Genomic DNA, 14,488 nt, shown 5'->3' on the forward strand with positions numbered 1-14,488 from the left:
TTCGAAGGCAGGTGGGTGCCCGGCGAACAGGTGCCAGGACAGGGCGGCCCCGGGACAGGTAGGGCCGGCCCCACCCCGCGGACACCCCCTGGCCGGATGGTCCGCGGTACCGGCGCGCGCCTACGGTGGCCGCATGATCCGTCCGGTGGCGTACGCGGGATATCTCGTGGGCGGGGTGCTGGTCGGCGCCCCCCTGTCGGTGGGGCTGCTCGCCCTCGGTGCCGTCGGCGCGGTGCTCACCCCCCTCCTCGTGGGGCTGCCCCTGCTCGGGCTGCTCGCGCTGACCGGCATACCCGTGGGAGTGGTCGAACGGTGGCGGCTGCGACAGGTGGACGCACCGGCCGCGACGGGCCCCGCCACCACGTCCTCCCCGAGCCCGGGAGACCCGCACCGCACCCCGGACCGGCCCGGACTGGCGGCCTGGGCCGGACTCCGGTTCGCCGAGCAGGCGACCTGGCGGGAACTGGCGTACGCCGTGCTGCTCGCGTTCGTGCTGTGGCCGCTGGACCTGGTGGTCCTGGCCGTGGTCCTCGGCATCCCCGGCGCCATGATCGGAGCACCGGTCCAGCTCGCGCTCCTCGGCGGCGAGACCCGGATCGCCAAACTGTGGCTGGTCGACTCCTACGGGACCGCGTTCCTGTGCGCGGCCTGCGGACTCCTGCTGCTCCTCGTCCTGCTGTGGCCGCTCACGCTCTACGGCCGGGGCCGCGCCGCCCTCGCCCGGCTGCTGCTCGCCCCGCGCGAGGCGGAGCAGCGCCTCGCCGAGGTGACGGAGTCCCGGGCCCGGCTGGTCGCCGCCTTCGAGGCCGAGCGGCGGCGGATCGAACGGGATCTGCACGACGGGGCCCAGCAGCGGCTGGTCGCCCTGAGCATGACGCTCGGGCTGGTCCGCCTCGACGCCCCGCCCGAGCTGGCCGGCCGGCTCGCGGCCGCCCACCGGGACGCCGACCAGGTCCTCGGCGAACTGCGGGAGTTGATTCACGGCATCCATCCCCAGGTGCTCGCGGACTACGGTCTCGCGGACGCGATCGCGGATGCCGCCGACCGGTCCGCCGTACCCGTGGAGGTGGCGGTCGCCCTGCCCCGGTTCTCCGAATCCGTCGAGTCCGCCGCGTACTTCGCGGTACGGGAGGCGCTCGCCAACGTGGGCAGGCACAGCGGCGCGGACCGGGCGTGGATCAGCGCCGGATGCGGGGAGGGGGACCGGCGGGGGCGGCGGCTGTGGATCGAGGTGCGGGACGACGGGCGGGGAGGCGCGCCGCAGCCCGGCACCCGTCATGCCACGGGCTCCGGCCTCACCGGACTCGCCGACCGGCTGGCCGTCCTCGGTGGAACACTGACCGTCGACAGCCCACCGGGCGGCCCCACCGTGCTGCGTCTGGAGATCCCTTGCTGAGAGTCGTGCTCGCCGAGGACAGCGTGCTGCTGCGGGAGGGGCTGGTGGGGCTCCTGCACCGCTTCGGCCACGAGGTGGTGGCGGCCGTCGGAGACGCGGAGGCACTGCGGGACGCCGCCTCGGCGTACGCCCCCGACCTCGTCGTCACCGACGTACGGATGCCGCCCGGTTTCCAGGACGAGGGGCTGCGCGCGGCCCTCGCGCTGCGCGCCGCCGACCCGCGCCTTCCGGTGCTCGTGCTCAGCCAGTACGTCCAGCGCGCGTACGCCGCCGAACTCCTCGACACCGGGGACGGCACAGGCGTCGGCTACCTCCTCAAGGACCGCGTCGGGCAGGTCGAGCAGTTCGCGGAGGCGGTGGAGCGGGTCGCGGCGGGCGGGACGGTCGTGGACCCCGAGGTCGTACGGCAGTTGCTCCGCCGGCGGCGTGACCCGCTGGAGGCGCTGACACCCCGCGAGCGCGAGGTCCTCGCCCTGGTCGCCGAGGGCAGGTCCAACGGCGCGATCGCGCGGGAACTGGTCGTCACCGAGGCCGCCGTCGGCAAGCACATCGGCAACATCCTGGCGAAGCTGGAGCTGCCTCCGGCCGAGGGCACGCACCGCCGGGTGCTGGCCGTACTGGCGTATCTGCGGGGGTAGTCGAGGCCCGCCCGACATCTTTCGAACGACGTCGCGGCGAGGCATCCCGGCCGCTTCCCGCGGGGAGGATATCCGGGCACGTGTGCCGAGGAGGGCCGTGCGCGGCGCGCGAGCCGACACGAGCGCGAGCCGGGGAAGGCCCGAGCCGAGGGAAGAAGGACCTGCGTTGCCAGATCCGGGTCGCGGACACGGAAGCCGACGGGCCGTCCCGCCCCGGCTCATGTCCGGACCGGTGACGACGGGGACCGGGACCGTCCACCAGCTTGTCATGCCCCTGAAGGTCAGACCGCCTCCCGCGCCGACCGCCTCCCGCGCGGACCGTCGCCCCGGGCGGACCGTGCGCCGGCCGGGCGGTCCGACGGCACCCGCCCCCACCCTCGACAAGCACCCGAAAGGCACTCATGTCCCCCACGCATGACACGCTCGACCGCGGACACAACGACGATCTGCTCACCTTCGTCAGAGCCAGCCCCTCGCCCTATCACGTGGTCGCGAGCGCGGCGCAGCGCCTGGAGAAGGCGGGCTTCGCGGAGTTGCGTGAGCGGGACGACTGGACGGCCGGAGCGGAGGGAGGCCGGTACGTCGTCCGCGGGGGAGCGCTGCTCGCCTGGTACGTCCCGCCGGGTGCTCCCGCCCGCACCCCGTTCCGGATCGTCGGCACGCACACCGACTCACCGAACCTGCGGGTCAAGCCCACGCCGGACACCGGCTCGGCCGGGTGGCGGCAGATCGCCGTGGAGGTCTACGGCGGCGTGCCGCTCAACACCTGGCTCGACCGCGATCTGGGCGTCTCGGGGCGGCTGGCCCTGCGCGACGGTTCGACCCGGCTGGTCTGCGTCGACAAGCCGCTGCTGCGGGTGCCGCAGCTCGCCATCCACCTCGACCGGACCGTCAACGAGGGACTCGCCCTGGACCGGCAGCGGCACATGGCCCCGCTGTGGGGGCTCGGCGACCCGCGGCCCGGCGCCCTTCTCGGCCGGATCGCCGACGAGGCCGGCGCCGACGCCGCCGAGGTCCTCGGCTGGGACCTGATGCTGCACGACATCCAGCCGCCCGGGTACCTGGGCGCGGACGACGAGTTCATCGTCGCTCCGCGCCTCGACAACCAGATCTCGGTGCACGCGGGCGTCACCGCACTGGTCGCCGCCGCGGGCGCCGAGATGCCGCCCGCGCACATCCCGGTGCTCGCCGCCTTCGACCACGAGGAGGTCGGCAGCGGATCGGAGTCCGGCGCCCAGGGACCGTTCCTGGAACGGGTGCTGGGCCGCGCCGTGACCGCCCGGGGCGGCGGGGCGGAAGACTTCCACCGTGCCCTCGCCGGCGCGCTGTGCGTCTCCTCCGACATGTCCCACGCCGTCCACCCCAACTACGCCGAGCGCCACGACCCGGATCACCGCCCGCTGCCCAACGGCGGTCCCGTGATCAAGGTCAACGTCAATCAGCGGTACGCCACCGACGGCACCGGTGCCGCGGCCTTCGCCGCGGCGTGCGAACGGGCCGATGTGCCGTGGCAGCCGTTCGTCTCCCACAACGCGATGCCGTGCGGGACGTCGATCGGCCCGATCACCGCGGCCCGGCTCGGCGTGCCGACGGTCGACGTGGGGGTGGCCGGACTGTCGATGCACTCGGCGCGGGAGCTGTGCGGGGCGCGTGATCCGGGGCTGCTGGCGCGGGTGCTGACCGAGTTCGTCACGTCGGAGTAGGCCGGGCGTTCCGGGGATCGTGCGAGATTCCCGGGAATGCGTGAAGGCCCCCCACATGCGTGGAGGGCCTTCACCAAGGTGCGCCGCCAGGGACTCGAACCCCGGACCCGCTGATTAAGAGTCAGCTGCTCTAACCAACTGAGCTAGCGGCGCATGACTCTCGCCTCCCGCTTCCGCGGGCGGCGACAAAAGAAATACTACCTGGTCCGTGGCGGTGCTTCCGACCACCGCGCGGCCACCGGTCCGACCGCGTGGCCGACCCCGGACCGGCCACTGGGCGGGATCGGGCCGCCGGCCCGGTGCGGGCCCGGGATGCGCCCGGTGCGGCCGCTGTCAGATCGCGAGGGAGAGCAGTACCGGAGTCGCGCCGCGGTTCAGCGTGTCCGCGGCGCGGCGCAGCCGGTGGGCGTGCTCGACCGGGAGGGAGAGGGCGAGGCAGCCGACGGAGGAGCCCGCGGTGATCGGGACGGCCGCGCAGACCGTGCCGATCGCGTACTCCTGGAGGTCGAGCACCGGCACGGTGGCCGGCTGGGAGTCGAGGCGGGACAGCAGGAGCCGTTCGCTGGTGATGGTCCGCGAGGTGAGGCGGGCCATCTTGTGGCGGGCGAGGTGGTCACGGCGGCCGTTGTGGTCGAGCTGGCCGAGCAGGCTCTTGCCGACCGCGCTGGCGTGCGCGGAGGAACGGAAGTCCACCCATTCGTTGACCGCGGGGGCCGCCGGGCTCTCCGCGCACTGGGTGACGTGCACCTCGCCGTCGATGTAGCGGCTGAGGTAGATCGCGGCGCCGACCGAGTCGCGGAGCCGGTCGATCGTCTGCTGGAGCTTCTCGCGCAGGGCCTGCTCGCGGCCCTCGGCGGAACCGAGGCGGCTGAGGGCGGCGCCGGTGACGTACGCGCCGTCCGCGACCTGCTCGACGTAACCCTCCCTGCGCAGCATGCGCAGCAGTGCGGTCAGCCGGTCGGCGCCGAAGCCGGCCTGGCGGGCGAGTTCGGCCTCGGTGACGCCGGTGGTGTGCCGCGCCACCGTCTCCAGGACGCGGAGGGCGTCCTGGGCCGAGTGGTACGGCGCGGTCGGCTCGTTCATCAGCGCCACGGTTTCCCCCTGCGCTTCATGGCCCGGCTCAAAAAAGACGTCGGCCCGGACAGCTGGCCTCACTCCACGATAGCCGTCAAGAAGCCTTCTGTGAGCGTCTGTTGACGAGATTGGTGGTGCGCTCCATGCCTCTCAGCAGGAGCGCACCACCCTGGCATATGCCAGAGGAATGGCGCGTCGGGCATGTCCCAGGGGTCGGACCTCGCGCCTTCCCGTACGTGCTCCCCCTCCGCCCCTCGTTCACTCCCGGACGTCAGAGGACCGCGCTGAGGAATTCCCTGGTCCGCTCGTGCTCCGGGTCGCCGAAGATCCTCTCCGGCGGGCCGGACTCGATGACATGGCCAGAATCGAACATCAGAACCTGGTCCGAGATGTCCCGGGCGAAATTCATCTCGTGGGTCACGCAGAGCATCGTGATGTCCGTGGTGTGAGCGATGTCTCGCAGGACATCGAGGACCCCCGCGACCAGTTCGGGGTCGAGCGCCGACGTCACCTCGTCCAGCAGCAGCACCTGCGGCCGCATCGCCAGCGCGCGGGCGATCGCCACGCGCTGCTGCTGGCCGCCGGACAGCCGGCCCGGCCGCTCGTCGCATTTGTCCGCGAGGCCGACCAGGTCGAGCAGTTCACGGGCCCGCTCCTCGGCCTCGTCCTTGGACAGGCCGAGGACGGTGACGGGCGCCTCGGTGACGTTCCTCAGCACGCTCATGTTCGGGAACAGGTTGAACTGCTGGAAGACCATCCCGATCTTCTTGCGGACCTCGCGGACCCGCTTCTCGTCCGCGGGGAAGAGCGGGTCCCCGGCGACCGTGATCGTGCCCTCGTCCGGCTGGGTCAGGGTCATCAGCAGCCGCAGGATCGTCGTCTTGCCGGAACCGGACGGGCCGATCAGCGTGACGTGCTTCCCGGAGTCGACGCGGAAGTCGAGCCCGTCGAGGACGGTGTTGTCGCCGAAGCGCTTGGTGACCTTGTCGAACCGGATCAGCTCGCTGCCGTCCACGGGGGGATTGGCGAGGTCCTTCAGGGGGCCGGTGTCGGTGTTCGTGTCAGCGGACAAGGCGTCGCTCCAGGGCTCGCAGCAGCAGGGAAGCCGGGTAGGAAATGAGGATGAAGGCCACACCGATGACCGTGAGCGGCTCCGTGAACTGGAAGTGCTGCTGCGAGTACAGCCGCGCCTCGCCGAGCATCTCCAGCACGGTGATCGTCATCAGCATCGGGGTGTCCTTGAGCATCGCGATGACGTAGTTGCCGAGCGCCGGCACCACACGGCGGAACGCCTGCGGCAGGATCACCGCCGTCCAGGTGCGCCGCACGGGCAGGCTGAGCGCCGTGGCCGCTTCCCACTGGCCGGCGGGCACGCCCTCGATGCCGGCCCGGTAGACCTGCATCGTGTACGTCGAGTAGTGCAGCCCGATCGCGACGACACCGGTGGTCAGCGCGGAGAACGTGATGTTCCACTCGGGCAGCACGTAGAAGAGGAAGAACAGCTGCACCAGCAGCGGGGTGTTGCGCACGAACTCGGTGACCACCCCGACCGGCCAGCGCACCCAGCGCGTCGGTGTCCGCATCAGCAGGGCCCACACCAGACCGAGAACGAACGAGATCACCGAACCGAGGGCGAGTGCCTGAAGGGTGATCAGCAGGCCGTCCCAGAAATACGGCATGAAGTCGCCGACCGCGTTCCAGTCCCACGTCACGAGGCACCTCCGGTCGTCGTCTCCATGAGGTCCATCAGGTCTATGGGGTCTATGGGGTCTATGGGGTCTATGGGGTTCATCGGGTTCATCGGGTTCATCGGGGCCATGACGCTCATGAGTCGCCTCCGCCCGCGGCGGCACCGGCACCGGCGCCCACGCCCGTCGTCAGGGCCCGCTTCTGCGCTCGCGCCACCTTGTAGCTCTGCGGCTCCTTGCCGATCCCGGCCTTGAGCCGCTTCTCCAGCCCGCGCATCAGCCGGGTGAGCAGGAAGGCGCTGGCGAAGTAGATGAGCAGGACGTACGTGTAGACCTCCGCGCTCTGCTGGAGCGCGAGCCGCACCAGGTTGGCGCTGAACGTCAGATCGCCCATGCCCATCACGGAGACCAGCGCTGTGCCCTTGAGCAGCTCGATCAGCAGGTTGCAGAACGACGGGATCATCTCCGGCACCGCCTGCGGCAGCAGGATCAGCCGCATCCGCTGCCAGGGCGTGAAGCTCAGCGCGATACCGCCCTCGCGCTGCGCCGGATCGACCGCGTTCAGCGCGCCGCGCACGATCTCGGAGCCGTACGCCCCGTACGTCAGCCCCAGCGCCAGCGTGCCCGCCCACAACGGGACGAGCTGCCAGCCGAAGGCGAGCGGCAGCACGAAGTACACCCAGAAGATCATGATCAGTGCGGAGGTCCCGCGGAACACCTCGGTGTAGAAGCCCGCGAGGAAGCGGACGATCCACCGTCGCGAGGTGCGCGCGATACCGACCAGGAAGGACATGGCACCGGCCAACAGAGCGCTGAAGAACAGCAGTTGGACGGTGACCCAGATCCCTTCGAGTACGAGTTCCCAGAGTCCCGATGTCATCCGCGGCACAGCTCCTTCGCGGTCATGTCGGTCATCTCGGCCTGGGTGAAGCCGAACGGCCGCAGGATGCGGAAGAGTTCACCGCTCTCCTTCATCTTCCGCAGCTCGACGTTGAAGGCGTCCCGCAGCCTCGTCTCCGGCGTACGGAACGCGAAACCGCCGCCGTCGACGTGCGGCTTGCCCTTGACCAGCGGCGCGAAGGGCTTCGTGCTCTCGGCTTTGCCGGACTTCTTCACCACCTCGCGGACGGTCAGTGCCGTCCCCGCGAAGACGTCGGCCCGCCCCGCCTCGACCGCGTTCAGCCCGGCGACCTGGTCGGGCACGATCAGGATGTCGCTCTCCTCGTACCCGGCCTCGACCGCGTACTGGATCTCCGCGTAGCCGGTCCCCGTCGCGAACTTGGCCTTCTTCGCCACGACGTCCTTGTAGTCGTGCAGCCCCTTCGGATTGCCCTTGCGCACGATGAACGCGTCGAGCATCCGGTAGTCGGGGTCGGCGAAGATGACCTGCTCGCAGCGCTCGGGGTTGATGTACATCCCGGCCGACACGACGTCGAACTGCTGCGAGTTGAGCCCGGGTATCAGCGAGCCGAACTCGGTCGGCACCGGCTGCACACGGGCGACGCCCAGACGCTTGAAGACGGCCTTCGCGAGCTCCGGTGCCTCGCCGGTCAGTTCACCGTCCCGGTCGATGTAGCCGAAGGGGATCTCGCCCGCGATACCGAGGCGGACGACGCCCTGCGCCTTCAGCCGGTCGAGGAGATCACCGCCGTCCGTCGCGGACGCCGTGGCCACGCGACTGCAGCCGGCCGCGCCGAGCGCGCCGAGCGCCGCGGCCCCCGCGAGCAGCGACCGGCGGGTCGTCCCGGACGGGTGTCTGTCATTTCCACGTGCGTTTCCACGTGCTTTCCCAAGTGGTGGAGCCATGGCCGCGCGGCTACCCGGGACCATGCGATGTATTCGGACCGATTCCGGCCCCGTACGCGCCCGGTGCGCTCTTGACCGCCGGGGGACCATGGAGTGCATGGCTGATCGATTCATCGAAGTCTCGCTGGTCAAGCGCGATGTGCACTGCACCGCGAAACTCCTCGACGACCGCGCGCCGATCACCTGCGCGGCGGTCTGGGACGCGCTCCCGCTGAGCGGCGACGTGTACCACGCGAAATACGCGCGCAATGAGATCTACGCACTCTTCCCCCCTTTCGCGACATCGGAGCCACCGCTGGAGAATCCGACAGTCACCCCCATTCCCGGAGACCTCTGCTATTTCGCCTTCGCGGGAACGGAACTGGGCACGCGGGCCTACGGCTACGACACCGACGTCCGCCCCGGCACCACCGTCGTCGACCTCGCCCTGTTCTACGAGCGCAACAACCTGCTCCTCAACGGAGACGTGGGCTGGGTCCCGGGCATCGTCTGGGGGCAGGTGGCCGACGGCCTCGACGCGATGGCCGAGGCCTGCAACGACCTGTGGCGCTCGGGCGCCGCGGGGGAGACGCTCAGCTTCCGGCGGCTCTGACCCGGACGCGGTCGCGGAGCGCGACTAGGGCAGCGGCGACGGGGGTGCCACCCCGGCGGCTCCCGCCTCGTACAGCGCGTGCGCCGTCCGCAGGACGAGGTCGTCCCGGTGCCGGGCGGCGACGATCTGCAGGCCGACCGGCAGACCGTCGCCGTCCATCCCGACCGGGACCGTCGCCGCGGGCTGCTGCGTCAGGTTGAAGGGGTACGTGAACGGGGTCCAGCCCGTCCAGCGGCGCAGGCCCGACCGGGCCGGGACCTCGGTACCCGCCCCGAAGGCCGTCAGCGGCAGGGTGGGCGTCACCAGCACGTCGTACGAGGTGTGGAACAGACCCATCCGGCGGCCGAGCGCCATCCGGACATCCGTCGCGGCGAGATAGTCCAGCGCGCTGAAGCGGGCGCCCCGGCCGCAGATCTCGAGCAGTCCCGGATCGAGCAGGGCGCGCTGCTCGGGGCCCAGCCGCTGGGTCACCCGGGCCGCCCCGCTGAACCACAGGGTGTGGAAGGCGTCCACCGGATCGGCGAAGTCGGGGTCGGCCTCGCTGACATGCGCGCCCAGGCCCGCGAGCCGCTCCACCGCCCGCCGCACCGCCGCCGCGACGGCCGGGGAGACCGCGACCTGCCCGCCGAGCGAGGGCGAATAGGCGACCCGCAGACCCCGTACCCCACCGCCGAGGGCGTCCACGAAGGAGCCGCCGGCCGGCCCCAGCGCGGACCAGTCGCGGGCGTCCGGCGTGCCGATCACGTCCAGCATCAGCGCCGCGTCGGCCGCGTCCCGGGTCATCGGGCCCACGTGCGCGAGCGTCCCGAAGGCGCTGGCCGGATACAGCGGGACCCTGCCGTACGTCGGCTTCAGCCCGAAGATCCCGCAGAACGCGGCCGGGATACGGACGCTGCCGCCGCCGTCCGTGCCGAGCGACAGCGGGCCCGCGCCCAGCGCCACGGCCGCCGCGCTGCCCCCGCTGGAGCCGCCCGCGGTGCGCGTGACGTCGTACGGATTGCGCGTGACCCCCGACAGCGGCGAGTCCGTGACGCCCTTCCAGCCGAACTCGGGCGTCGTCGTCTTGCCGAGGAACACCGCGCCGTGCTCCCGCAGCCGGGCCACGGACGGCGCGTCCTCGTCCCAACGGCCCCGCGCACTCGTGGTCCTGGAGCCGCGCAGCGTCGGGTGCCCGCGCAGCAGCAGGATGTCCTTCACGGTGACGGGCACGCCGTCCAGCAGGCCCACGGGCTCGCCCCGCCGCCAGCGGTCCGCCGACTCCCGTGCCCGGGCCAGGGCCTCGTCCGCGAGGAGACCGACGAAGGCGTTCACGGCCGGCTGGACGCGCTCGGCCCGCTCCAGGGCGGCGCGCGTGACCTCCTCGGGGCCGAATTCGCCCTTGCGGTACCCGTCGACGAGTTGTACCGCGGTCAGCTCGGTGAGTTCCGGCATCGGCCCCTCCCAAGGCAGTTCAGTGTCCGGGCACGTACCCGCGCTTCTTGTCGACCACGTTCGTCAGCGGCTTCCCCGCGGCCCAGCGCTCGTACAACTCCACGAACTGCTCGCCCAGTTCGTCCCGCCAGCCGACCGTGTCCCCGCTCATGTGCGGCGACACGATCAGACCCGGGACCTCCCACAACGGGTTGTCGGGGCCGAGCGGTTCGTGCTGGAAGACATCGAGGGCGGCGCCCGCGATCCACCGCTTCGACAGCGCCTCGGCGAGCGCCTCCTCCACGACGAGCTGCCCGCGCCCGACGTTGATGAAGCGGGCCGAGGGCTGCATCATCCCGAAGCGCCGCGCGTCGAACATGCCGCGTGTCTCCTCGGTGAGCGGCGCCGCGGACACCACCCAGTCGGCGCGCGCCATCAGCCGGTCCAGCTCCTCCGGACCGTGGATACCGGTGCGCGGGGTACGCCCCACCAGGGCGGTGGTGACATCGAGCGCCTTGAGGGTGCGGACGATCGCCCGCCCGATCGGCCCGGACCCCACCACGCAGGCCCGGGTCCCGGCCACGCGCTGCGACTCCCGGTGCCGCCACTGGTGGCTCCGCTGCAGGTCCCAGGTCCGCGGCAGGTCCTTCGCCATGGCGAGCACCAGGGCCGCGACGTACTCCGCGATCGGCCGGTCGAAGACTCCGCGCGCGTTGGTCACCACCGTGTCGGAGGCGGCGAGCTCGGGGAACATCAGATGGTCCACGCCCGCGCTGGCGGTGTGCACCCAGCGCGGCCGCGGCCCCTCGCCCGGCCAGGCGCGGCGCACGGCGTCCGAGGTGAAGTCCCACACGAGCAGCGCGTCCGCGTGCGGCAGCCGCTCCGCGAGCGTGGACGCGTCTGCGTGCTCGATCCGTACGCGACCGGTGAGCCGGCCGAGGCGGGGGAGCGGGTCGGCGTCCAGGACGAGCAGGGTGACGGGGGCCGACGGGTGGGACGGGCCAGGGGACATACGGGCGTTCATCGGGGGAAACCGTTTCGCAATGCGAGTCCGCTTTTCTGGTGGGTCCTGAGGCGAAATGACCGGGGAGACGTGCGGGCGCAGCCGGCCCGAGCCGTCTGAGATGCGCGGATTGACCACGCTCGCACCCGAACCTACCTTCGTCAACACGGGCCCGCATACGGTCCGTTGCCCGCCTGTTTCCCTTCGTGAGGCCGGTGCCTGCCATGGACGTTTCCTTTCTCGGCGGTCCGTATCCGCAGCGCGGGGTCGGCGTCGTCGCCCCGTTCGACTTCGCCCTCGACCGTGAGCTGTGGCGGTGGGTCCCGGACGACGTCTCCCTGCACCTGACCCGCACCCCGTTCGTGCCGGTCGAGGTGGGCCTGGACCTGGCCCGCCTGGTCTCCGAGCACGAGACGCTCGGCGACGCGGTCCGCGCCCTGAACGCGGTCGCGCCCGAGGTCGTCGCGTACGCCTGCACGTCGGGCAGCTTCGTCGGGGGAGTCGCAGGGGAGCGGGCGATGTGCGAGGCCATGACCCGGGCGGGCGCGCTTCCCTCGCTCACCACCTCCGGGGCCCTCCTCGCCGCACTGGAGGAACTCGGTGCCCGCCGGGTCGCCCTGGTCACCCCCTACACCGTCTCGGTCACCGAGTCCCTGGAGGCGTATCTCGCGGAGGCCGGCATCACCGTCACGGCGCGCGCCTTCATGGGCCTGACCAGGCACATCTGGAAAGTCCCGTACCGCGATGTGGCCGAGATGGCCCGCCGGGCGGCACGCGGCGCGGCGGACGCCCTCTTCGTCAGCTGCACCAACCTTCCGACGTACGACGTCATCCCCCAGCTGGAGGCCGAGCTGCGGATCCCGGTGATCTCGGCCAACCAGGTGACGATGTGGGCGGCACTGCGCCAACTGGGTACCCGGGCGGTGGGCCCCTATCAGCGGCTGATTGATCAGGCCGCCCGCCGGGGACCCGTACTTCCCGAAGAACAGGAAGGTTGGGCATGACCTCACTCGGATTCCTCTACCCGGGCCACTCGGCCGAGGACGACTATCCCCGCATCGAGCAGCTGCTCGGCAGCGACGTCCGCCTGACCGTCGTCCACACGGACATCGGGGAGGACGCCCACCGCGTGGACGCGCTCCTCGAAATGGGCTCGGCGCACCGCCTCGAGGCGGGCGTCGAGGAGCTGCGCCTGGCCGGTGCGGAGGCCGTGGTCTGGGCGTGTACGAGCGGCAGCTTCGTGTACGGCCTGAAGGGTGCCCACGAGCAGGTCCGCGGCCTCGCCGTGGCGGCCGGCCTGCCCGCCTCCTCGACGTCCTTCGCCTTCGCGCACGCGGCGCGGGAGATCGGGGCCACCCGGGTCGCGATCGGGGCGACCTACCCCGACGACGTGGCCGCGCTCTTCGCCGCGTTCCTGAAGGAGGCCGGCACGGAGGTGGTGGCGGTGCGCGGCTCCGGTGTCGTCACCGCCGCCGAGGTCGCCGGCTGGGACTACGACCAGGTCCTCTCGCTGGCCCGCGCGGCGGACCGCCCGGACGCCGACGCGATCCTCCTTCCCGACACCGCCCTGCACACCGCGTCCCACCTGCCGGCCCTGGAGAAGGACCTCGCCAAGCCGGTCCTCACGGCGAACCAGGTCTCGGTCTGGGAGGCCCTACGCCTGACCGACCGCCGCGTGAACGCCCCGGAACTAGGCACCCTCTTCACGAGGGAACCCATCGTCCAGGCGTGAAATCTCAGTCCGCCCCGGCAGGATCCGGTCCGCCGCGCCGAAATCCGGCCCCTCCGGCGTTCGAGGTGCGGGGTCCGGGGCGGAGCCCCGGGGACGAGGGGTGCCCCTGGTCGAGCGAAGCCGAGACCTTGGGGGAGGGCAGGGGCGGAGGGGACGAGACAAGTCGCCCCCAGCCCCGCTCCGGGGGAAGTTCCCGACAGGGAGAGCCTCCCACCGGAGAAGCCCCTGCCCGAGGCAAGCCCCCGCCCCCGGGGAATAACCGGAGCCACCCTCCTGTTCGTACGCCGAGGACACCAACGCGTACGCAACAGGAGGCACCCCGGTGGACGAGACAGCCGAGACGGGCGAGATCCGAGGCACGGCACAGGGCACCGCCCCCGTACCCCTCTCCGTGCTGGACCTGGTCACCGTGGGCGCGGGCCGCACCGCGACCGACGCACTGCGCACCAGCGTCAAGATCGCCCGCCTGGCGGAAGCCCGCGGCTTCCACCGCTACTGGGTGGCCGAACACCACTCGATGCCCGGCGTGGCCAGCTCCTCGCCCGCGGTGATCCTCGCCCACCTGGCCGCCCACACGGACCGCATCCGGCTGGGCTCCGGCGGAGTGATGCTCCCCAACCACGCCCCGCTGGTCATCGCGGAACAGTTCGGCACGCTCGAGGCGATGGCCCCGGGCCGTGTCGACCTGGGTCTCGGCCGCGCCCCCGGCACGGACGGCGCGACGGCCGCTGCGCTGCGCCGCACCCAGCGTCTCAACGAGGGCGCCGACGACTTCCCCGAGCAGCTCGCGGAACTCATCCGCTTCCTGGACGACGACTTCCCCGACGGCCACCCCTACGCCCGTATCCACGCCGTTCCCGGGCCCGTCCAGTCGACCTCGCCGGGCGGGGTCCAGTCCCCGCACCGGCCCCCGGTCTGGCTGCTCGGCTCCTCCGGCTTCAGCGCCCGTCTCGCCGGATCCCTCGGCCTGCCGTTCGCCTTCGCGCACCACTTCTCTGCGCAGAACACGATCCCGGCGCTCGACCTCTACCGCGACTCCTTCCGGCCGAGCGCGGTCCTCGACGCCCCGTACGCCCTCATCGGCGTCTCCGCCCTCGCCACGGACGACGAGAAGGAGGCCCGCCGCCAGGTGCTGGCCGCCGCGCTGAACATGGTGCGCCTGCGTACCGGCCGGCCGGGTCTCGTGCCGACCCCGGAGGAGGCGGAGGCCTATGAATTCAGCCCGATGGAGCGGGAGTTCATCGATTCCTGGAACTCCAACGTCATCCACGGCACCGCCGACGAGGTCCGCGCCGGCCTCGACGACCTCCAGAAGCGCACCGGCGCCGACGAGTTGATGATCACGGGCAACGCGCACAGCGGCGACGTACGCCTGCGCTCGTACGAACTGATCGCGGACGCCTACGGGTTGCCGAAGGAGCAGGGCGCTCAGGTCTGAGGGCAGAG

General features: G+C 71.9%; 14 protein-coding genes and 1 tRNA gene. 7 read left to right on the top strand and 8 right to left on the bottom strand.

Going from position 1 to position 14,488, the window contains the following annotated elements; genetic code table 11:
- Nucleotides 1-133: 133 nt before the first annotated feature.
- From OOK38_RS18255 to OOK38_RS18265, 3 genes are all read left to right on the top strand, one after another.
- Nucleotides 134-1,396, top strand: coding sequence for a sensor histidine kinase (locus OOK38_RS18255; RefSeq protein ID WP_266759141.1), 1,263 nt, complete (start codon nucleotides 134-136; stop codon nucleotides 1,394-1,396).
- Complete coding sequence (locus OOK38_RS18260) at nucleotides 1,390-2,034, top strand: response regulator transcription factor (protein ID WP_266759139.1); 645 nt, start codon at nucleotides 1,390-1,392, stop codon at nucleotides 2,032-2,034. Before OOK38_RS18255 ends, OOK38_RS18260 begins: the two co-directional genes overlap by 7 nt.
- 401 nt (nucleotides 2,035-2,435) lie before the next feature.
- Nucleotides 2,436-3,737 carry a M18 family aminopeptidase gene (locus OOK38_RS18265; RefSeq protein WP_266759137.1) on the top strand — a complete coding sequence of 434 codons (1,302 nt, stop codon included), beginning with the start codon at nucleotides 2,436-2,438 and terminating at the stop codon, nucleotides 3,735-3,737.
- Nucleotides 3,738-3,816: 79 nt separating this feature from the next.
- Here OOK38_RS18265 and OOK38_RS18270 read toward each other — a convergent pair.
- The 6 genes from OOK38_RS18270 to ehuB form a co-directional block, all read right to left on the bottom strand.
- A tRNA-Lys gene (locus tag OOK38_RS18270) sits at nucleotides 3,817-3,890 on the bottom strand.
- A gap of 180 nt (nucleotides 3,891-4,070) precedes the next feature.
- Entirely contained in the window at nucleotides 4,071-4,829 is a 759-nt protein-coding gene (locus OOK38_RS18275) for an IclR family transcriptional regulator (protein WP_266759135.1), read from the bottom strand.
- A 253-nt stretch (nucleotides 4,830-5,082) separates the two neighbouring features.
- Nucleotides 5,083-5,850, bottom strand: a complete 768-nt coding sequence (gene ehuA, locus OOK38_RS18280; RefSeq protein WP_266765700.1) for an ectoine/hydroxyectoine ABC transporter ATP-binding protein EhuA — start codon at nucleotides 5,848-5,850, stop codon at nucleotides 5,083-5,085.
- Between the two features lie 22 nt (nucleotides 5,851-5,872).
- The gene (ehuD, locus tag OOK38_RS18285; RefSeq protein WP_266759133.1) at nucleotides 5,873-6,523 is read right to left on the bottom strand and encodes an ectoine/hydroxyectoine ABC transporter permease subunit EhuD; all 651 of its coding nucleotides are present in this window, start codon (nucleotides 6,521-6,523) and stop codon (nucleotides 5,873-5,875) included.
- Nucleotides 6,524-6,635: 112 nt separating this feature from the next.
- The gene (gene ehuC / locus OOK38_RS18290; RefSeq protein WP_266759131.1) at nucleotides 6,636-7,379 is read right to left on the bottom strand and encodes an ectoine/hydroxyectoine ABC transporter permease subunit EhuC; all 744 of its coding nucleotides are present in this window, start codon (nucleotides 7,377-7,379) and stop codon (nucleotides 6,636-6,638) included.
- Complete coding sequence (gene ehuB / locus OOK38_RS18295; RefSeq protein ID WP_266759129.1) at nucleotides 7,376-8,305, bottom strand: ectoine/hydroxyectoine ABC transporter substrate-binding protein EhuB; 930 nt, start codon at nucleotides 8,303-8,305, stop codon at nucleotides 7,376-7,378. Before ehuB ends, ehuC begins: the two co-directional genes overlap by 4 nt.
- A 97-nt stretch (nucleotides 8,306-8,402) precedes the next feature.
- Here ehuB and OOK38_RS18300 point away from each other — a divergent pair, with 97 nt between their 5' ends.
- Entirely contained in the window at nucleotides 8,403-8,897 is a 495-nt protein-coding gene (locus OOK38_RS18300) for a DUF3830 family protein (RefSeq protein ID WP_266759127.1), read from the top strand.
- A 24-nt stretch (nucleotides 8,898-8,921) separates the two neighbouring features.
- On the opposite strand, the gene OOK38_RS18305 is transcribed toward OOK38_RS18300, so the two are convergent.
- Nucleotides 8,922-10,328 carry an amidase gene (locus OOK38_RS18305; RefSeq protein WP_266759125.1) on the bottom strand — a complete coding sequence of 469 codons (1,407 nt, stop codon included), beginning with the start codon at nucleotides 10,326-10,328 and terminating at the stop codon, nucleotides 8,922-8,924.
- Nucleotides 10,329-10,347: 19 nt separating this feature from the next.
- Nucleotides 10,348-11,319, bottom strand: a complete 972-nt coding sequence (locus OOK38_RS18310) for a D-2-hydroxyacid dehydrogenase (protein WP_266759124.1) — start codon at nucleotides 11,317-11,319, stop codon at nucleotides 10,348-10,350.
- Between the two features lie 215 nt (nucleotides 11,320-11,534).
- Between OOK38_RS18310 and OOK38_RS18315 the strand changes: the two genes are divergently transcribed.
- The 3 genes from OOK38_RS18315 (at nucleotide 11,535) to OOK38_RS18325 (ending at nucleotide 14,480) form a co-directional block, all read left to right on the top strand.
- Nucleotides 11,535-12,314, top strand: a complete 780-nt coding sequence (locus OOK38_RS18315; RefSeq protein ID WP_266759122.1) for an aspartate/glutamate racemase family protein — start codon at nucleotides 11,535-11,537, stop codon at nucleotides 12,312-12,314.
- Nucleotides 12,311-13,042, top strand: a complete 732-nt coding sequence (locus tag OOK38_RS18320; RefSeq protein WP_266759120.1) for a decarboxylase — start codon at nucleotides 12,311-12,313, stop codon at nucleotides 13,040-13,042. Before OOK38_RS18315 ends, OOK38_RS18320 begins: the two co-directional genes overlap by 4 nt.
- 322 nt (nucleotides 13,043-13,364) lie before the next feature.
- Nucleotides 13,365-14,480 carry an LLM class flavin-dependent oxidoreductase gene (locus OOK38_RS18325; RefSeq protein ID WP_266759118.1) on the top strand — a complete coding sequence of 372 codons (1,116 nt, stop codon included), beginning with the start codon at nucleotides 13,365-13,367 and terminating at the stop codon, nucleotides 14,478-14,480.
- The last annotated feature ends 8 nt before the right edge of the window (nucleotides 14,481-14,488 follow it).

This window comes from Streptomyces sp. NBC_00568 (assembly GCF_026341855.1).
Lineage (GTDB): Bacteria > Actinomycetota > Actinomycetes > Streptomycetales > Streptomycetaceae > Streptomyces.